The sequence below is a fragment of the Roseateles sp. P1_C6 genome, from assembly GCF_056406315.1.
The window spans coordinates 420,612-437,693 of record NZ_JBFUAK010000005.1 but is presented as its reverse complement, the minus strand read 5'-3'; the positions used below and the strand labels follow the sequence as shown (position 1 = coordinate 437,693).

Genomic DNA, 17,082 nt, shown 5'->3' with positions numbered 1-17,082 from the left:
CTCTCCTCGTTCAGTCGCGGCTGGGGAAGATGCCCTGCATCGCGATGACCCAGTTCAGCACCGTGAACGGCTGCATGTTGGGGTGGGGCTGGCTGCCGCCGCTGGTGGCCAGCGAACTGGGCCCCATGACCGTGTCGCTGCCCACCGGCCCGTAGCGGTTGATGCCGCCACGCGGTTTGGCCGCCGGCACGGCACCGCCCGGCACGCCGGCGTTGGCGAGGTCGCTGGTGGCGGTCAGCGTGTGCGTGTGCGCGGGCATCTGGCCCGCCGTCAGCGTGACGGCCTCCTGGCCCGCTCTCTCGCCCAGCGTCACGTCGACGCTGCGGTGCAGCGGCGCGCGGCCGCGCAGGTCGGGCAGCGCGAAGGTGACGCGTCCGTCGCCGCCATAGGTCGTGCCCAGCAGCGCGAACAAGGCCTGGTTCTGGTTGATGGGCAGCAGCTGGCCGTTGCACAGCGCCCAGCCTTTGGGCGCGTAGCCGAAGCTCATCAACTTGAGTTCACCGAGGAAGGGATCGGACATTGGGGTCTCCTAGCCGAACACGGCTTCGTAGTGCAGGCCGGCGGCGGTGCGGGCCACGGGCACGAGGAAGATGTCCATCGCGTCGAGCTGCGGGTGCTCTAGCCGGTAGATGCGCTGCGGCAGCGCCGGCTCGGGCGGGGCCTCGAAGGTCAGGCTGAAGGGCTGGCGGCCCTGCGGCGCGCCGCCGCGGCCGGGGCGGGCCTCGACGAGCTGGGCCGGCACTTCGGCGGTGTCGTCCAGCCGCAGCGTGAAGCGGCTGCCGACCAGCGGCTGGAAGTGGTCCAGCGTGAAGAGAGCGGCTTGCGTCATGGCGTGTGGGCCCGGCGGCGCAGCAGCAGCAAGCCACCGGCGAGCAGCAGCCACGTGGCCGGCTCGGGCACGGGCGTCGTCAGCAGGTCGATGCGGAACTCGGCGTAGCTGTCGCTCTCGCCACCGGCGCGGTGCATGAACACCAGGCTGTCCAGGTTGAAGCTGACGGTGTTGCCGCCCGACAGCTGCACCAAGCCGGTGGGGTCGGCGGGGCTGAGCAGGCCGGTGGTGCCCGAGGTCGCGTAGCCGTCGAAGGCGTAGACGGAGAACCCGGTGATGGCCTGGCCGGTGATGGACAGACCGCTGATCTCGTAGCGTGCCTGATTGCCGCCGCTGCCCAGGTAGCCCGTCGTCCAGATGCCGCCCGTCGAGTCGCCCACGCCGGCGCGGATGTGGATGGCATTGCCGACGAAGGAGACCCGTTCGTTGTCCAGCATGGCGACGCTGATGACGCCGGTGCCGCCCAGATTGCCGGCGAGCACGCCGTCGGCGAGGTTGGCGACGGTGACGGTCTGCGACAGCGCGATCGGCGTGCTATCGGACGGGAAACCGCCCGGCGCGAGGAGCTTCACCGTGATGTCGCTGGCGAAATCGGCCTGCGCGGCGAGCGACGCCAGGGCCAGGGAGAGACCACCGAGCAGGTGGTGGAGACGGAACCGCTGGTTGGGCATGGCGCCTCCCGTGCGTTGTCAGGCGAGCCAGTGGACTCGCTGTACCGACGTGACGCCAGGGGGCCGACCCGTGAATGAGGGGGAGCAAGCTAGGGGGGCGTTGTGCGGCCCCGGATGTCGTCCACGCTCGCGCGCAACTGGCGCCAGAAGGCCGGGTCCTGCGCCGTGGCCATGTTGATGCGCATCAGCGAACCGGGCGCGCGCGTCGCGCTGAAGAGGGCGCCCGGCGCGGTCAGCCAGCCGGCGTCCAGCAGCGGTTGCGCGACGCGCTCGGTGTCCACGCCCACGTCCAGCCAGCCGAACAAACCGTCGGGTGGCGCGGCCCACGTGAAGCCCTGCTTGTCCGCCAGCGCCGCGACGCGTTGGCGCGCCTGCGCCAGGCGCTCGCGCAGCCGCTGCGCATGGCGGCGCAGGCGGCCCTGCTCCAGGCACAGCGCAACGGCGCGCTCCAGCACCGGCGAGCTGGTCAGCCCGTCCAGCAGCTTGACGTCGGTCAGCGCGCGCAGCCGTTCGGGCGCCGCGGCCAGGTAGCCCACGCGCCAGGCCGGCGTCAGCACCTTGGAGAAGCCCGACACGTAGGTCACGCGGCGCAGCCCGTCCAGCGCCGCCAGGCGGGGCACATGCTCGGCCGCGAGGAAGCCGTAGCTGTCGTCCTCGACGATGAAGAAGTCGTGCTCGTCGGCCAGGCGCAGCAGCTTGTGCGCGTCGGCGAGGTTGAGGCTGTGGCCGGTCGGGTTGTGCAGCACCGACACGGTCAGGTAGGCGCGCGGCGCATGCTGGGCGGCCAGCGCAGCGAGCACGTCCAGGTCGGGCCCGCGGGCGCCGCGCGGTACCGGCAGCAGCCGGATGCCGGCCTGCGTCAACCGCGCGAACATGATGGCCCAGCCGGGGTCGTCCACCAGCACCGCGTCGCCGGCCTGCAGCTGCGTGCGGATGATGAGGTCCAGCGCATGCGTCGCGCCGTGGGTGGTCAGGATCTGCGCCGGGCTGGCGTGGATGCCCAGGTCGCCCAGGCGCTGCACCAGCGCCGCGCGCAGCCGCGTGTCGCCGCTGGGGTCGCCGTAGCTGACCTGCACGGCCTGGGACTCCGCGCTGTGCAGCCGGCGCAGCGCGGACTGCAGCAGCGCCGGGTCCAGCCAGTCCGCCGGCAGCGTGCCCAGGCCCGGTGAGCGCGCGGCGTCGGCTTCGAACATGCCGCGGATCAGCGCTGTCGCATCCACCGGCGCCTGGCGCGGCATGCTGGCCGTCGGCCGGGCGCTGCGCGTGGCGGTCGGCGCGGGCCGGGTCTCGCGCACGAAGAAGCCGCGCTGGCGGCGCGCCTCCAGCAGCCCGGCCGCCTGCAACTGGTCATAGGCGGCGACGACGGTGTGCGGGCTGACGCCGTGCTGGCGCGCGCAGTCGCGCACGGAAGGCAGGCGGGCGCCCGGCAGCAGCAGCCGCTCGCGGATGCGGTGGGCGTAGCGCTCGGCCAGCTGGCCGGCCAGCGGCTGGCTGGCGTCGCGCAGCAGGGGCGGGGGTGTACCGGTGGGCATGGCAATACAGATTCGTGGTCTGGTGGGTTGACTGTACTGGTTCTGTATCGGTTGCTGTGCCTAGACTGAGTGCATGTCAGGGTCAATCTCCATCCCCACCACCACGGCGTCCGACGCGACGCGTGGTCTGCTGCTCGGTCTGGCCGGCGTCGTCATGTTCGCGCTCAGCATCCCGATGACGCGGCTGGCCGGTGGCAGCGTCGCGGCGCCGCAGCTGGACCCGGCCTTTGTGGCCTTCGGTCGCGCCGTCGTCGCCGGCCTGCTGTCGCTGGCCTACCTGGCCGCCACCGGCGCGCGCCGCCCGCGCGGCGGCGAATGGCGGCTGTTGGCCTTCACGGCTGGCGGCGTGGTGTTCGGCTGGCCGCTGCTGTCGGGCCTGGCCGTTCGCCATGTGGACGCCGTGCATGCGGCCGTCGTGTCCGGCGTGCTGCCGCTGGCCACGGCCGTCATCGCCGCGCTGGCGCTGCGCCAGCGGCCCAGCGCGGGCTTCTGGGCTTGCGCGCTGGTGGGACTGGCGCTGGTGGTGGGCTTCGCGGCCTGGCGCGGCGCGGGCGGGCTGGAGATGGCGGACGGGCTGCTGCTGGGCGCGGTGGTCTGCGCGTCGGCGGGCTATGTCAGCGGCGCCCGGCTGTCGGCCAGCATGTCGGCCGAGCAGGTGATCTGCTGGGTGCTGGTCATCAGCCTGCCCATCACCGTGCCGCTGGCGGTGCTGACGCGGCCGGTCGCCGCCGTGGCGCCCTCGGCCTGGGCCGGCTTCGCCTATGTGTCGCTGTTCTCGATGTGGATCGGCTTTTTCGCCTGGTACCGCGGTCTGGCGCTGGGCGGCACGATGCGCGTCAGCCAGGTGCAGGTGCTGCAGCCTTTCCTGTCCATGCTGTTCGCGGTGCCCTTGCTGGGTGAACGGCTGGACGCGATGACCGTGGTCTTCGCCGCCGCCGTCATCGCGGTCGTGTGGCTGGGCAAGCGGCAACCCGTGAACTGAAGAAGGAGGCTCGCCATGAACGACACATTCACGACCCGGCTCGCGCCCGACCAGGCGCTGACGCTGGCCGCCGCCCGCGCGCCGCGCCGCCTGGTCGTCACGAGTGGCCGGCTGTGGCTGACCGTGACCGGCGGCACCGCCGACCACTGGCTGGGCGCCGGCGAAGGCCTGACGCTGCACGCCGGGCAGGAGGCCGTCGTCGAGGCCTGGCCCGAGGCGTCGTTCCAGCTGCTGCAGCCGGCACCCAGCCGGCGCGCGGCATCGACGCCGGCCCGGGGCTGGCGACTGACGCTGGCCGGCGCATGAGAACGCTGGGCATCCTGGGCGGCATGAGCTGGGAGTCCACCCAGCACCTGTACGCGCTGATCAACCGCGGCGTCGCCGCGCGGCTCGGCGGCCTGCACAGCGCGCAGCTGGTGCTGCACAGCGTCGACTTCGCGCCCATCGCCGCGCTGCAGTCAGCCGGCGACTGGGCCCAGGCGGCGCGCGTGCTGGGTGACGCCGCCGCCGGCCTGAAGCGCGCCGGTGCCGAGGCGCTGCTGATCGCGACCAACACCATGCACCGGGTCGCCGCCGAGGTCGAGCGCGCGGCAGGCCTGCCGGTGCTGCACATCGTCGACGCGACGGCGGAGGCGCTGCGCGCGGCGGGCGTGAAGCGGGCCGGGCTGCTGGCCACGCGCTTCACGATGGAGCAGGGCTTCTACCGCGACCGGATGAGGGAACGCTTCGGCATCGAAGTCATCACCCCCGACGAGCCCGGCCGCGCCGAGGTGCACCGCTTCATCTATGAAGAGCTGTGCCGTGGCCGCTTCGAGCCGGCGTCGCGCGAGACCCTGTGCGCCCAGGTCGCCGCGCTGGCCGAACGCGGTGCGCAGGCGGTGATCCTCGGCTGCACCGAGCTGGGCCTGTTGCTGCCCGCCGGCTCCGACGCAGCGTTGCCGCTGTTCGATTCCACCGACTTGCAGGCCCGCGCCGCGGTCGACTGGATGCTAGGCTGACTCCTTTGAAATCCCCTGTAACTCCATCATGAGCACCGTCTGGACCCAAGCGCGCCGCGCCGCGCGGATGAACCCGTCCATCATTCGCGAGATCCTCAAGGTCACCGAGAAGCCGGGCATCCTGTCCATGGCCGGCGGCCTGCCCAGCGCCGACACCTTCCCGGTCGACGCGCTGAAGGCCGCCTGCGACCGCGTGCTGACCCAGAACCCGCGCGAGGCCTTGCAGTACGCGGCCAGCGAGGGCTTCGCGCCGCTGCGCGAGTGGGTGGCGGCGCGCGTGGCGACGCTGGGCATGACGGTCTCGCCCGACCAGGTGCTCATCACCAGCGGCTCGCAGCAGGGCCTGGACCTGGTCGGCAAGATCCTCTGCGACGCCGGCGCGCCGGTGGCCGTCGAGACACCCACCTACCTGGGGGCGCTGCAGGCCTTCACGCCCTTTGAGCCCATCTTCGCCAGCCTGGCCAGCGACGACCAGGGCCCACGCCCTGAGGCGATTGCCGCGCTACCGCATGACGCGCCGGGCACGCGCTTCAGCTATCTGCTGCCCAACTACCAGAACCCGACCGGCCGCGTCATGGGTGCCCAGCGCCGTGTGGACGTCGTCGAGGCCGCGCGCCGCGCCGGCGTGCCCATCGTCGAGGACAACCCCTACGGCGACCTGTGGTTCGACGAGCCGCCGCCCAACGCGCTGTCCAGCCTGTGGCCCGAGGGTTCGCTGTACCTGGGATCGTTTTCCAAGGTGCTGACGCCGGGCTTCCGCCTGGGTTATCTCATCGCGCCGCCCGAGCTGTACCCCAAGCTGCTGCAGGCGAAGCAGGCCGCCGACCTGCACACGCCCGGCTTCAACCAGCGGGTCGTCCACGAGGTCATCCGCGATGGTTTCCTGGACCGCCATGTGCCGTCCATCCGCGCGCTATACAAGGCCAACCGCGACGCGATGGCCGAGGCGCTGCGGCAGCACCTGCCCGCCGGCTGCGAGTACCTGTCGCCGCAGGGCGGCATGTTCTTCTGGATCCGCCTGCCCGAGGGCCTGGACGCGATGGCCTTGCTGCCGCAGGCGGTGGAGGCCGGCATCGCCTACGTGCCCGGCGCGGCCTTCTACGCGCACCAACCTGATGCGCGCACGCTGCGCCTGTCGTTCGTCACGCTGACGCCGGACCTGATCCGCGACGGCGTCGAGAAGCTGGGCCGCCTGCTGCACGAGGCGCTGGAGCTGGTGACGGAACCCGCGCCCTAATCCTCCAGCCTGACACATAGCTGAAGCCCTGGCCTTTACCTGCTTCCCGGGTTTCCATATCCCCAATTCGTTGCCGCTCTGGCATCGTATGCAGTCGGCCCCCGGCAAAGACGCCGGGGTGGATCGCATAACGACAGACGAGGCAACGATGAAGCAGGTTTGGACAGCGGTGGCCGCAGCGGCTTTTGCAATGGGCGCCCAGGCGGCCGATCCGATCAAGATCGGCGTCGCAGGCCCCTTCACCGGCGGTTCGTCGTCAATGGGCGTCAGCATGCGCGATGGCGTGCGCCTGGCGGCCGACGAGATCAACAAGGCCGGCGGCGTGCTGGGCCGCCAGTTGCAGCTCATCGAGCGCGACGATGAAGCCAAGAACGAGCGCGGCGTGCAGATCGCCCAGGAGCTCATCAACAAGGAAAAGGTCGCCGCCACGGTCGGCTACATCAACACCGGCGTGGCCCTGGCCTCGCAGCGTTTCTACCAGGACGCCAAGATCCCGGTCATGAACAACGTGGCCACCGGCTCGGCCGTCACGCTGCAGTTCAAGGACCAACCCGACAACTACATCTTCCGCAACGCGGCGCATGACTCCATCCAGGCGCCGATGATCGTGGAAGAGGCCGTGACCCGCCGCGGCTTCAAGAAGGTTGCCATCCTGGCCGACAGCACCAACTACGGCCAGCTGGGCCGCGCCGACCTGGAGGCCGCGCTCAAGCTCAAGGGCATCACGCCGGTCGCCGTCGAGAAGTTCAACATCAAGGACGTCGACATGACGGCCCAGTTGCTGAAGGCCAAGGAAGCCGGCGCCGAAGCCGTGCTGACCTACGGCATCGGCCCCGAGCTGGCGCAGATCGCCAACGGCATGACCAAGCTGGGCTGGAAGGTGCCGATGATCGGCTCGTGGACGCTGTCCATGGCCAACTACATCGACAACGCCGGCCCCGGCGGCGAGGGCGCGCGCATGCCGCAGACCTTCATCCAGGAGCCCACGACCCCGAAGCGCCAGAGCTTCATCATCAATTACCTGAAGACCTTCAACCCGAAGAACTCGCGCATTGACTCGCCGGTGTCCGCGGCCCAGGGCTACGACTCCATCTATCTGCTGGCCGCGGCCATCAAGCAGGCCGGCGCCACCGACGGCCCCAAGATCAAGGCCGCGCTGGAGGACCTGAAGACGCCCGTCGACGGCGTCGTGACGACCTACAACAAGCCCTTCTCCAAGACCGACCACGAGGCCATCACGGCCAACATCCCGGTGTTCGGTGAGGTCAAGGGCCAGCGCGTCGTCTATGCCTACCCCGAGGACTTCAAGAAGGCCTCCGAGGTGCGCGTGAAGGACGTCAACGCCAAGGGCGCCATCGAGCAGAAGAAGCGTCAATAAGAAGCGAGCGCGGACATGCAGATCCTGACCCAGCTCGTGTTCAGCGGCATTGCGCTGGGCATGATCTACGCCGTCATCGCCTTCGGCTACCAGCTGACCTTCGCGACCAGTGACACCCTCAACTTCGGCCAGGGCGACGCGCTGATGCTCGGCGCCCTGGTCGGGTTGAGCCTGGTCGGGCTGGGCGTCAACTACTGGCTGATGATCCCCATCGTCTGCCTGTTCGGTGCCGTGCAGGGTGCGGTCGTCGAGCGCATCGGCGTGCGGCCGGCGCTGAAGATCAAGAGCGAGTTCGGCTGGATCATGTCCACCATCGCGTTGGGCATCATCTTCAAGAACGTGGCCGAGAACGTCTGGGGCCGTGACGACCTGAAGTTCCCGTCGCCGCTGCCCGAGGCACCGATGAAATTCCTCGGCGCCAACGTGCTGCCGATGGAGATCCTGGTCATCGTCGGCGCTGTCGGCATGATGCTGGCCGTCGAGGTGTTCAACCGCAAATCCATCTACGGCAAGGCGGTCGTCGCGACCTTCAACGACCGCGACGCCGCCAAGCTGATGGGCATCAACACCGGCCTGGTCATCACGTTCTCGTACGCGCTGTCGTCGCTGAGCGCGGCCTTCGCTGGCGTGCTGATCGCGCCGCTGACGCTGACCGGCGCCACGATGGGCGCGGTGCTCGGCCTGAAGGCCTTCGCCGTGGCCATCATCGGCGGCCTGACCAGCGGCATGGGCATCATCCTGGGCGGCATCATCCTGGGCGTGGCCGAGACGACGACGGGCTTTTACCTCTCCACCGGCTACAAGGACGTCCCCGGCCTCGTGCTGCTGCTGATCGTGCTGGCGGTGAAGCCCGCAGGGCTGTTCGGCAAGACTGCCATCAAGAAGGTCTGAGCCTTGAACCTCAAGAAACTGATCCTGGGTGCCGCGGCCATTGCCGCCTGCGCTGTCTTCCCGCTCGCCTCCGGCAACCCGTACTACATCCACCTGGTCGAGACCATCATGATCTACGCGATCGTGCTGTTCGGCCTGGACATCGTCGTCGGCTACACCGGCCAGGTGTCGCTGGGTCACGCGGGTCTTTTCGGCATTGGCGCGTACACCGCCGGCACGCTGGTGCTCAAGCTCAGCGCGCCGCTGTGGGTCACGCTGCCGGCGGCCATCGGCGTCAGTGCCGTGTTCGGCGTGCTGCTGGCGCTGCCGGCGCTGCGCGTGACGGGGCCGTACCTGGCCATGGTGACGCTGGCCTTCGGCACCATCATCCAGATCCTCATCAACGAGATGACCTTCCTGACGGAAGGCCCGATGGGCATCACGCTGACCAAGCCGTCCATGTTCGGCCACCCGCTGGACGAGACCGAGTACTACTGGCTGGTGCTGGCCTGCCTGATCGCGTCGCTGATCTTCGTGCACCGCGTGCTGCACTCGCAGCTGGGCCGCGCCTTCGAGGCGCTGCGCGGCAGCCCGGTCGCGTCGGACTGCATGGGCGTCTCGGTCTACCGCTACAAGGTCTATGCCTTCGTCATCTCGGCCGCGCTGGCCGGCCTGGCGGGCTCGCTGTACGCCTACTCCGAGCAGTACATCAGCCCCAACACCTACAACTTCGAGCTGACGGTGATGTTCCTGCTGGCCGTCATCATGGGCGGCCGCAAGACGCGCACCGGCGCGCTGCTGGGCGCGGCCATCATCGTCATGCTGCCCAAGCTGCTGGACGACCTGCAGATGTTCCGCACCGGCGCGGTCGTGCTGGCCGTCGTCGTCGCCGCCTCGGTGGCCGTGGGCCTGAAGCGCGGCAAGCTGACCAAGGAGGCGGCGGCCATCCCGGTCGTCGGCAGCATCGCGCTGGCAGCCGTGTCCTTCAAGCTGGAGACGATGACCGACTGGCGCCTGTCCATCTTCGGCCTCATCACGCTGTTCGTCGTCTACTACCTGCAGGACGGCATCGTCGGCTTCGTGCGCAACGCGCTGAACCTGAAGATGAAGCACGAGCGCGACGAGGGCGGCACCGCCGCAGCCGCGCTGACCCGCGCCAGCACCCAGGGCGAGGCTGAGCTGCTGAAGGCCAGCAATGTGTTGATGCAGTTCGGCGGCCTGAAGGCGCTGAACGACGTCGACCTGGTCGTGCAGCGCGGCAGCATCCACGGCCTGATCGGCCCGAACGGCTCCGGCAAGAGCACGATGATGAACGTGCTGACGGGCATCTACCAGCCCACCGCCGGCACGGTGGTCTTTGCCGGCAACACGGTCAACGGCCGCACGTCGTCGGACATCGCGCTGTCGGGCATCGCGCGCACCTTCCAGAACGTGCAGCTGTTCGGCGAGATGACGGCGCTGCAGAACGTGCTGGTTGGCCTGCACCACAGCTTCAAGAGCAACCTCATCGACGTGGCCTTGCACCTGCCGCGCTACCTGCGCGAGGAGCGCGAGCAGCGCGGCCGCGCGCATGCGCTGCTGGACTTTGTCGGCCTGGGTGCGCTGGCATCCGAAGAAGCGCGCAACCTGCCCTACGGCAAGCAGCGCCTGCTGGAGATCGCCCGCGCCCTCGCGCTGGACCCGCAGCTGCTGCTGCTGGACGAGCCTGCCGCCGGCCTGACCGCGCCCGACATCAAGGAGCTGCTGGAGATCATCCGCAAGATCCGCGGCGCCGGCGTCACCGTCATCCTCATCGAGCACCACATGGACGTCGTCATGAGCCTGTGCGATCGCGTCTCCGTGCTGGACTTCGGCCAGAAGATCGCCGAGGGCCTGCCCGCCGAGGTGCAGGCCAACGAAAAAGTCATCGAAGCCTATCTGGGGGGCTCCTGATGCTCGCGATCAAGAACCTGCAAGCCGGCTACGGCAAGGTCGAGGTGTTGCACGGCATCTCGCTGGAAGTGCCCAAGGGCAAGGTCGTCACGCTGATCGGCTCCAACGGCGCCGGCAAGACGACCACCATGCGCGCGGTCTCCGGGATGATCGCGCCCACGGGCGGCGAGATCACGCTGAACGGCAAGCGCATCGATGGGCTGGAGAGCTATCACATCGCCCGCCAAGGCCTTGCGCATTCGCCCGAAGGCCGGCGCGTGTTCGCGACCATGACCGTCACCGACAACCTGCGCCTGGGCGCCTTCCCGCGCTACACGGGCGCGCGGCCCAAGGGCGACGTCGAGGGCGACCTGGAGCGGGCGATGGAGCTGTTCCCGCGCTTGAAGGAGCGCCGCATGCAACTGGCCGGCACGCTGTCCGGTGGCGAGCAGCAGATGCTGGCCATGGCGCGCGCGACCATGCTCAATCCCGAGGTCGTGTTGCTGGACGAGCCGTCCATGGGGCTGGCGCCCATCCTTGTCGAGGAAGTCTTTCGCATCATCGAAAGCCTGAAGGCGCGCGGCGTGACCATGCTGCTGGTCGAGCAGTTCGCCGCCGCCGCGCTGCGCGTGGCCGACTACGGCTATGTGCTGGAGAACGGTCGCATCGCCGTGCACGGCCCGGCCGAGAAGCTGCGCAACGACCCCGCCGTGCAAGCCGCCTACCTGGGCGGCGGCCACTGAGCGTGCAGCGGGGCCGCTACCGCCTCGGCTTTGCCGCCGAGGACATCGACGCCGTCGCGGCCCACGCCTTCCTGACGACGGCCTACTGGTGCGAAGGCATCCCGCTCGCACTCGTCGAGCGGGCCATCCAGCACTCGCTGTGCATCGCGCTGCATGCCGATGGCGCAGGCCAGGTCGGCTTTGCCCGCGTCGTCACGGACCGCACGACCTTCGCCTACCTCTGCGACGTTTATGTGCTCGAAGCCCACAGGGGCCAGGGGCTGGCCGATTGGATGGTTCAATCGCTGCTCGCCCACCCGGACCTGCAAGGCTTGCGCCGCTTCATGCTGTTCACGCGAGACGCCCATCCGCTGTATGCCCGCCACGGCTTCAAGCCGCTGGCGAAGCCGGACCGCGGCATGGAGGTCGTGCGGCCGGGGATCTACCTCCTGACCGCACCACCTCCCGCCGATGCCTGAACTGCGCCGCTTCGTCCAAGTCGACGTCTTCACCGCCACGCCGCTGAAGGGCAACGCGCTCGCGGTCGTCGTCGATGGCGCTGGGCTGGTCGACGACGAGATGGCCGCGTTCGCGCGCTGGACCAACCTGTCCGAAACCACCTTCCTGCTGCCGCCCACCGACCCAGCGGCCGACTACCGCGTGCGCATCTTCACGCCCGGCGGCGAGCTGCCTTTCGCGGGCCACCCGACGCTGGGCAGCGCCCATGCCTTCCTGGCCAGCGGCGGCGACACGAAACGCCCGGGTGAGGTCGTGCAGCAATGCGCCATCGGCCTCGTGCGCGTGAAGCGCGACGGCGCCCGCCTGGCCTTCGCCGCGCCGCCGCTGAAGCGCAGCGGCCCGGTCGATGCGCCCGGGCGCGCGCAAGCCATTGCGTCCCTGCGCATCGCCCCCGAGGCCTTGCTCGACCTGGTCTGGGTCGACAACGGCCCCGGCTGGATGGTGGCCCGCCTGCCCGATGCGGCCGCCGTGCGGGCGCTGCAGCCCGACTTCATGGCGATGCAAGGCCTGAAGCTCGGCGTCGTCGGTGCCCAGCCGCCCGGCGGCGAATGGCAGTTCGAGGTGCGCGCCTTCGTGCCCGACCTCGGCATCCCGGAAGACCCGGTCACCGGCAGCCTCAACGCCGGCCTGGCGCTGTGGCTGCAAGAGGCCGGCCTCGCGGGCGACCGCTACATCGCCGCACAGGGCGCCGCGCTGGGCCGCGCGGGTCGCGTGCATGTGACGCGTGACGCCGAGGCGACCTGGATCGGCGGCGACGTGACCCCGTTGATCCACGGCCAGGTGCGGCTGTGACCATGGAGCTGGACCATCTCGTCGTCGGCGCGGCCACGCTGGATGAAGGCGTCGCCTGGTGCGAGCGCGTGCTGGGCGTGACGCCGCAACCCGGCGGCAAGCATGCGCTGATGGGCACGCACAACCGGTTGCTGCTGATCAGCGGGCCCAACCACCCGCGCAGCTACCTGGAAATCATCGCCATCGATCCCGATGCGCCGCCGCCGGGTCGGGCGCGCTGGTTCGACCTTGATCAAGCCGCGCTGCGCGAGCGCCTGAGCAAAGGGCCAGGCCTGATCCACTGGGTCGCCCGCGTGCCCCACCTGGACGCGGCACTGGCCTACTGGCGCGGCGAGGGTGTCGACGCCGGCGAGCCTGTCGAAGCCACGCGTGGCAACCTTCGCTGGCGGATCGCGTTGCGCGAGGACGGCCGCCGTCTGCGCCGCGAGGCGCTGCCGGTGCTCATCGAATGGGGCGAGGCCCATCCGACCGACGCGCTGCCCGACCAGGGGGTGCAACTGCTGGGCTTTGACTCGCGCGACGGCCTGACGGCGCGCCTGGCCACGCCGCTGGGCGAGGTCGAACTGGAGGCGATCGCATGAAGACCGAAGACCTGTTCCGCGAGGACGCGACGCTGCTGTCCTGTGATGCCACCGTGGTCGCCCATGGCGAGGGCGGCGTGCTGCTGGACCGCACCGTCTGCTACCCGCTGGGCGGCGGCCAGGCGGGCGACAGCGGCTGGCTGGTGTCTGGCGAGCAGCGCTGGCGCGTCACCGACACGCGAAAGAGCAAGGAGCACGCGGAGGGCATAGTCCATCTGGTCGAGGGTGAGCTGCCGGCCGTCGGCACGGCCATTCGCGTGGAGGTCGACGCCGCACGCCGCCAGGCCCACCGGCGCTTTCACACCGCCACGCACCTGCTGTGCGCGCTGCTGCCCTATCCGGTCGACGGCTGCTCCATCACCGAGGGCTATGCGAGGCTGGACTTCCACACCGACGAGCCCTTCGACAAGGAGGCCATCCAGGCCGGCCTGACCCGGCTGGTCGCCGAGGCTCACCCGGTCACGCACCGCTGGATCAGCGAGGACGAACTGGACGCCAACCCGGGCCTGGTGCGCTCCATGAGCGTGCAGCCGCCGCGTGGCTTGGGGCGGGTGCGCGTGCTGGAGGTCGAGGGCGTGGATCTGCAGCCTTGTGGCGGCACGCATGTGGGCAACACGAGCGAGATCGGCGCCGTGGTCGTGACCAAGATCGAGAAGAAGTCTGCCAAGACCCGCCGCGTGGTCTTGGGATTTGCCCCCTGAGGCGGCTGGCTAAACTGCGGCGCCTATGGTCGGACCCGATATCCAGCTCATCACGCCCGAGGCCCCCGAGGACTGGCACGAGGTCCGCCTTGTCCTGCGCGACTACGCCGCCAGCCTCGACGTCGACCTGGGCTTCCAGGGTTTCGAGGACGAATTGGCTGGCCTGCCCGGCGTCTACGCGCCGCCCGCGGGCCTGATGCTGCTGGCGACCGTCGACGGCGCCGTTGCGGGCAGTGGCGCCTTTCGCCCGCTGCCCGACGCCGACTATCCCAACGCCTGTGAGATGAAGCGCCTGTTCGTGCGTCCGGCCTTCCGCCGTTTTGGCCTGGGCCGCATCCTGGCCCAGGCGCTGATGGACCGCGCCACCGAGGCCGGCTACTCGTCGATGCTGCTGGACACTCTGGACGACATGGAAGCCGCGCGCGGCCTGTACGAAAGCCTGGGCTTCGTCGAGGTGCCGCCCTTCTACTTCAACCCCATCCCCGGCGCGCATTACCTGAAGGCCGAGCTGGGCGCCTTCCGGCCGAGTTACTTCGGATAACCGCCTAGAGTGCCGGCATGGCACTCGAAGACATCCAAGCCCTGGGCTCCCACCGCTGCCTGCTCGGCGAATCGCCGCTGTGGCATCCCACCGAACAGCAGCTCTACGCGGTCGACATTCCTGGCCGCCAGGTGCTGCGCTGGCGCGCTGGGGCGAGCGAACCCGATGTGTGGCCGCAAGATGCGGAGCCAGGCTGCATTGCCGCCCGCGCCGGCGGCGGCCTGCTGGTCGCGCGTCGTGACGGGCTGTGGACGCTGGACCCGGCGACCGGCGCGCAGCAGCTCGTCAGCCCGCCGCCCTACGACCCGGCGCGGTTGCGCTTCAACGACGGCAAGGTCGACCCCGCCGGGCGCCTGTGGGTCGGCAGCATCTCCGACGCGCGTGAGCCCGAGGCGGCGCTCTACCGTTTCGACGCTGGCAGCTTCACGGCCCAGGTGCCGGGGCTGACGACGTCCAACGGACTCGCCTGGAGCCCGGATGGCCGGCGCATCCACTGGTCGGACACCAAGGCGCACCGCATCTACGTGGCCGACTTCGACGCTGCCCGCGGCGTGCTGTCGGCGCCGCGGACCTTTGCCCAGTTCAAGCCGCGCACGACCGGCGAGGCCTACGGTGGTCGCCCCGACGGCGCGGCCATGGACGCCGAAGGCCACTACTGGGCCGCGATGTTCGAAGGCGGCTGCCTGCTGCGTCTCGCGCCGACGGGCGAGGTCGTGCAGCGCGTCGAGCTGCCCGTGACCTGCCCGACCATGGTGACCTTCGGTGACGCCGACCTGCGCACGCTCTTCATCACGACGGCGCGCGAGAAGCGTCCCGCGGATGAGCTCGCCCGCGAGCCGCTGGCCGGCGCGGTGCTGCAGTGGCGTGTCGACGTGCCGGGCCTGCCCGCGACGCTGACGCAGGCCTGAATCCCGAGGGCGCGCCGGGGCGTATTTACCCCGGTGTAACTCGTCACATATAATGAGTGGCTTTGTGGATGGTGCCTCGCGCGCCGTCCCGGTGCGTGTGGCCTCCCGGCTGTTTTGGGTGGCTGCGTTGCCCACCACCAGGATCAGGCGCCATGACCGACAACGGCCTTCGAACGACCTGGCCCCCTGCTGCATCAGCGGCTGGTGGCTGGGACGACGACAACGAGGAGCCGCCCGTCAAGGCCTTGAGCCCGGAGGAGGCGGCAGCGCTGACGTCCGCATTGCCGATGTTGTCGCCCTGGCGTGTGCTGGGGTTGCAGCTGGCGGTCGGGCTGCTGTGCGTAGTCGTGATCCGGCTGTGGACGGCATCCGGCGTGGCCACGGTCTCGGCGCTGTACGGCGTTGCGGCGGTGGTCTTGCCAGGCATGCTGCTCGCGCGGGGCATGACAAAGCACGTGAACTCCGCGGTCGGTGCGGCTGCGCGGTTCATGGGTTGGGAATTTTTGAAAATCGGTGCATCGATCGCGATGCTGGTGCTGGCGCCAAAGGTGGTGCCGGGCCTGAGCTGGCCAGCCTTGCTGGTCACCCTCGCGGTGTGCATCAAAGTGAACTGGCTGGCGCTCGCGTGGCGCGGCCGCCGATAGAACTGACGAGGCAGAACGAAACATGGCAGCAGAAGGCCACGAAACAGCCGCCCCGAGCGCCGGTGAATACATCATTCACCATTTGCAGCACGCGCAGAACGGCGTCCAGAAGGGCATCGTCGACTTCTCCGTCGTCAACCTCGACTCCATCTTCTTCAGCGTCCTGCTGGGCTTGGTGGGCAGTTTCCTGCTGTGGCGCGCCGCGAAGTCCGCCACGTCGGGCGTCCCCGGTCGTTTTCAAGCGGCCGTCGAAATCCTCGTCGAAATCGTCGCCGACCAGGCCAAGGGCATCGTCCACAACGCCAACAGCCGCAAGCTGGTCGCCCCGCTGGCCTTGACCGTGTTCGTCTGGATTTTCCTGATGAACGCGATGGACTTGTTCCCGGTGGACTTGTTCCCCTGGATCTATCAGCAGATCACCGGTGACCACCACGCCAAGCTGCGTGTCGTGCCCACCGCCGACCTGTCCATGACCATGGGCCTGTCGCTGGGCGTGCTCGTCACCTGCCTGATCTACAACGTCAAGATGAAGGGCGCTGGCGGCTGGGCTCACGAGCTGGTCGCGGCACCGTTCGGCGACAAGGTCTACCTGTACCCGGTCAACTTCCTGATGCAGATGATCGAGTTCGTCGCCAAGACCGTGTCCCACGGCATGCGACTGTTCGGCAACATGTATGCCGGCGAACTGATCTTCATGCTGATCGCCCTGATGGGCGGCGCCTGGAGCCTGTCGGCCACCGGCATCGGCCTGGCCATCGGCCACATCATCGCGGGCTCGGTGTGGGCGATCTTCCACATCCTGATCATCACGTTGCAGGCCTTCGTGTTCATGATGCTGACGCTGGTCTACATCGGCCAGGCCCACGACGCGCACTGATCCCCGTCAGGCGTCACCCCTTTCCCCAAGCAGTTTTCCCTCAACCCTTTCTCTCTAAATCCTCTAAGGAGTCATCGTGGAAGTCATTAGCTTTGTTGCTCTCGCCGCTGGTCTGATCATTGGTCTGGGCGCCTTCGGTGCTTGTATCGGTATCGGCATCATGGGCAGCAAGTACCTTGAGTCCGCCGCTCGTCAGCCCGAGCTGATGAACGAACTGCAGACCAAGATGTTCCTGCTGGCCGGCCTGATCGACGCGGCCTTCATCATCGGCACCGGTATCGCCCTGTGGTTCGCCACCGCCAACCCGTTCCTGGGTCAGATCGCCACCGCCCTGGCTGCTGGCGCCAAGTAATTCGACGCTGTCGTGCCGCCGCGGCCTCTTGCGCCCC

General features: G+C 69.3%; 21 protein-coding genes. 17 read left to right on the top strand and 4 right to left on the bottom strand.

Annotation, left to right across the window (positions count from 1 at the left end):
- Positions 1–10: 10 nt before the first annotated feature.
- From AC1D29_RS13385 to AC1D29_RS13370, 4 genes are all read right to left on the bottom strand, one after another.
- Entirely contained in the window at positions 11–520 is a 510-nt protein-coding gene (locus AC1D29_RS13385; RefSeq protein WP_477898049.1) for a phage tail protein, read from the bottom strand.
- Between the two features lie 9 nt (positions 521–529).
- On the bottom strand, positions 530–829 hold the full coding sequence (locus AC1D29_RS13380; protein WP_477898047.1) for a DUF6916 family protein: 300 nt from the start codon (positions 827–829) through the stop codon (positions 530–532).
- Positions 826–1,500, bottom strand: a complete 675-nt coding sequence (locus AC1D29_RS13375; protein ID WP_477898046.1) for a PEP-CTERM sorting domain-containing protein — start codon at positions 1,498–1,500, stop codon at positions 826–828. The genes AC1D29_RS13380 and AC1D29_RS13375 overlap by 4 nt, the downstream gene beginning before the upstream one ends.
- 89 nt (positions 1,501–1,589) lie before the next feature.
- Positions 1,590–3,032: an aminotransferase-like domain-containing protein gene (locus tag AC1D29_RS13370; RefSeq protein WP_477898044.1), complete on the bottom strand. Its 1,443-nt coding sequence runs from the start codon at positions 3,030–3,032 to the stop codon at positions 1,590–1,592.
- Between the two features lie 73 nt (positions 3,033–3,105).
- Here AC1D29_RS13370 and AC1D29_RS13365 point away from each other — a divergent pair, with 73 nt between their 5' ends.
- From AC1D29_RS13365 to atpE, 17 genes are all read left to right on the top strand, one after another.
- Positions 3,106–4,014 carry a DMT family transporter gene (locus tag AC1D29_RS13365; RefSeq protein WP_477898042.1) on the top strand — a complete coding sequence of 303 codons (909 nt, stop codon included), beginning with the start codon at positions 3,106–3,108 and terminating at the stop codon, positions 4,012–4,014.
- A 15-nt stretch (positions 4,015–4,029) separates the two neighbouring features.
- The gene (locus AC1D29_RS13360) at positions 4,030–4,320 is read left to right on the top strand and encodes a DUF2917 domain-containing protein (protein WP_477898040.1); all 291 of its coding nucleotides are present in this window, start codon (positions 4,030–4,032) and stop codon (positions 4,318–4,320) included.
- Positions 4,317–5,012: an aspartate/glutamate racemase family protein gene (locus AC1D29_RS13355; RefSeq protein WP_477898038.1), complete on the top strand. Its 696-nt coding sequence runs from the start codon at positions 4,317–4,319 to the stop codon at positions 5,010–5,012. Before AC1D29_RS13360 ends, AC1D29_RS13355 begins: the two co-directional genes overlap by 4 nt.
- Before the next feature lie 28 nt (positions 5,013–5,040).
- A complete protein-coding gene (locus AC1D29_RS13350) occupies positions 5,041–6,249 on the top strand; it encodes an aminotransferase-like domain-containing protein (RefSeq protein ID WP_477898036.1) in 1,209 nt (402 codons plus the stop codon).
- Between the two features lie 148 nt (positions 6,250–6,397).
- Entirely contained in the window at positions 6,398–7,627 is a 1,230-nt protein-coding gene (locus AC1D29_RS13345; RefSeq protein WP_477898034.1) for an ABC transporter substrate-binding protein, read from the top strand.
- A gap of 15 nt (positions 7,628–7,642) precedes the next feature.
- Positions 7,643–8,518, top strand: coding sequence for a branched-chain amino acid ABC transporter permease (locus AC1D29_RS13340; RefSeq protein WP_477898032.1), 876 nt, complete (start codon positions 7,643–7,645; stop codon positions 8,516–8,518).
- 3 nt (positions 8,519–8,521) lie between these two features.
- Entirely contained in the window at positions 8,522–10,429 is a 1,908-nt protein-coding gene (locus tag AC1D29_RS13335) for a branched-chain amino acid ABC transporter ATP-binding protein/permease (protein WP_477898030.1), read from the top strand.
- Positions 10,429–11,151 carry an ABC transporter ATP-binding protein gene (locus AC1D29_RS13330; protein WP_477898028.1) on the top strand — a complete coding sequence of 241 codons (723 nt, stop codon included), beginning with the start codon at positions 10,429–10,431 and terminating at the stop codon, positions 11,149–11,151. The genes AC1D29_RS13335 and AC1D29_RS13330 overlap by 1 nt, the downstream gene beginning before the upstream one ends.
- Positions 11,152–11,153: 2 nt before the next feature.
- Positions 11,154–11,609: a GNAT family N-acetyltransferase gene (locus AC1D29_RS13325; RefSeq protein WP_477898026.1), complete on the top strand. Its 456-nt coding sequence runs from the start codon at positions 11,154–11,156 to the stop codon at positions 11,607–11,609.
- Positions 11,602–12,441 carry a PhzF family phenazine biosynthesis protein gene (locus AC1D29_RS13320; RefSeq protein ID WP_477898024.1) on the top strand — a complete coding sequence of 280 codons (840 nt, stop codon included), beginning with the start codon at positions 11,602–11,604 and terminating at the stop codon, positions 12,439–12,441. The genes AC1D29_RS13325 and AC1D29_RS13320 overlap by 8 nt, the downstream gene beginning before the upstream one ends.
- A gap of 2 nt (positions 12,442–12,443) precedes the next feature.
- Complete coding sequence (locus AC1D29_RS13315; protein ID WP_477898022.1) at positions 12,444–13,022, top strand: VOC family protein; 579 nt, start codon at positions 12,444–12,446, stop codon at positions 13,020–13,022.
- Positions 13,019–13,723 (top strand): alanyl-tRNA editing protein, encoded by a 705-nt coding sequence (locus tag AC1D29_RS13310; protein ID WP_477898020.1) that lies wholly within the window; start codon positions 13,019–13,021, stop codon positions 13,721–13,723. The genes AC1D29_RS13315 and AC1D29_RS13310 overlap by 4 nt, the downstream gene beginning before the upstream one ends.
- 25 nt (positions 13,724–13,748) lie before the next feature.
- Entirely contained in the window at positions 13,749–14,264 is a 516-nt protein-coding gene (locus tag AC1D29_RS13305) for a GNAT family N-acetyltransferase (protein WP_477898018.1), read from the top strand.
- Between the two features lie 17 nt (positions 14,265–14,281).
- Positions 14,282–15,172 (top strand): SMP-30/gluconolactonase/LRE family protein, encoded by an 891-nt coding sequence (locus AC1D29_RS13300; protein ID WP_477898016.1) that lies wholly within the window; start codon positions 14,282–14,284, stop codon positions 15,170–15,172.
- Positions 15,173–15,324: 152 nt separating this feature from the next.
- Positions 15,325–15,816: an ATP synthase subunit I gene (locus AC1D29_RS13295; RefSeq protein WP_477898014.1), complete on the top strand. Its 492-nt coding sequence runs from the start codon at positions 15,325–15,327 to the stop codon at positions 15,814–15,816.
- 22 nt (positions 15,817–15,838) lie between these two features.
- Entirely contained in the window at positions 15,839–16,693 is an 855-nt protein-coding gene (gene atpB, locus AC1D29_RS13290) for a F0F1 ATP synthase subunit A (protein WP_477898012.1), read from the top strand.
- A 76-nt stretch (positions 16,694–16,769) separates the two neighbouring features.
- Complete coding sequence (gene atpE, locus AC1D29_RS13285) at positions 16,770–17,045, top strand: F0F1 ATP synthase subunit C (protein ID WP_056205553.1); 276 nt, start codon at positions 16,770–16,772, stop codon at positions 17,043–17,045.
- The last annotated feature ends 37 nt before the right edge of the window (positions 17,046–17,082 follow it).

Excerpts from the sequence above, each read along its gene's own strand:
- AC1D29_RS13385 (WP_477898049.1), bottom strand. The coding sequence starts at position 520 with ATGTCCGATCCCTTCCTCGGTGAACTCAAGTTGATGAGCTTCGGCTAC.
- AC1D29_RS13380 (WP_477898047.1), bottom strand. The coding sequence starts at position 829 with ATGACGCAAGCCGCTCTCTTCACGCTGGACCACTTCCAGCCGCTGGTC.
- AC1D29_RS13375 (WP_477898046.1), bottom strand. The coding sequence starts at position 1,500 with ATGCCCAACCAGCGGTTCCGTCTCCACCACCTGCTCGGTGGTCTCTCC.
- AC1D29_RS13370 (WP_477898044.1), bottom strand. The coding sequence starts at position 3,032 with ATGCCCACCGGTACACCCCCGCCCCTGCTGCGCGACGCCAGCCAGCCG.
- AC1D29_RS13365 (WP_477898042.1), top strand. The coding sequence starts at position 3,106 with ATGTCAGGGTCAATCTCCATCCCCACCACCACGGCGTCCGACGCGACG.
- AC1D29_RS13360 (WP_477898040.1), top strand. The coding sequence starts at position 4,030 with ATGAACGACACATTCACGACCCGGCTCGCGCCCGACCAGGCGCTGACG.
- AC1D29_RS13355 (WP_477898038.1), top strand. The coding sequence starts at position 4,317 with ATGAGAACGCTGGGCATCCTGGGCGGCATGAGCTGGGAGTCCACCCAG.
- AC1D29_RS13350 (WP_477898036.1), top strand. The coding sequence starts at position 5,041 with ATGAGCACCGTCTGGACCCAAGCGCGCCGCGCCGCGCGGATGAACCCG.
- AC1D29_RS13345 (WP_477898034.1), top strand. The coding sequence starts at position 6,398 with ATGAAGCAGGTTTGGACAGCGGTGGCCGCAGCGGCTTTTGCAATGGGC.
- AC1D29_RS13340 (WP_477898032.1), top strand. The coding sequence starts at position 7,643 with ATGCAGATCCTGACCCAGCTCGTGTTCAGCGGCATTGCGCTGGGCATG.
- AC1D29_RS13330 (WP_477898028.1), top strand. The coding sequence starts at position 10,429 with ATGCTCGCGATCAAGAACCTGCAAGCCGGCTACGGCAAGGTCGAGGTG.
- AC1D29_RS13320 (WP_477898024.1), top strand. The coding sequence starts at position 11,602 with ATGCCTGAACTGCGCCGCTTCGTCCAAGTCGACGTCTTCACCGCCACG.
- AC1D29_RS13315 (WP_477898022.1), top strand. The coding sequence starts at position 12,444 with ATGGAGCTGGACCATCTCGTCGTCGGCGCGGCCACGCTGGATGAAGGC.
- AC1D29_RS13310 (WP_477898020.1), top strand. The coding sequence starts at position 13,019 with ATGAAGACCGAAGACCTGTTCCGCGAGGACGCGACGCTGCTGTCCTGT.
- AC1D29_RS13305 (WP_477898018.1), top strand. The coding sequence starts at position 13,749 with ATGGTCGGACCCGATATCCAGCTCATCACGCCCGAGGCCCCCGAGGAC.
- AC1D29_RS13300 (WP_477898016.1), top strand. The coding sequence starts at position 14,282 with ATGGCACTCGAAGACATCCAAGCCCTGGGCTCCCACCGCTGCCTGCTC.
- AC1D29_RS13295 (WP_477898014.1), top strand. The coding sequence starts at position 15,325 with ATGACCGACAACGGCCTTCGAACGACCTGGCCCCCTGCTGCATCAGCG.
- atpB (WP_477898012.1), top strand. The coding sequence starts at position 15,839 with ATGGCAGCAGAAGGCCACGAAACAGCCGCCCCGAGCGCCGGTGAATAC.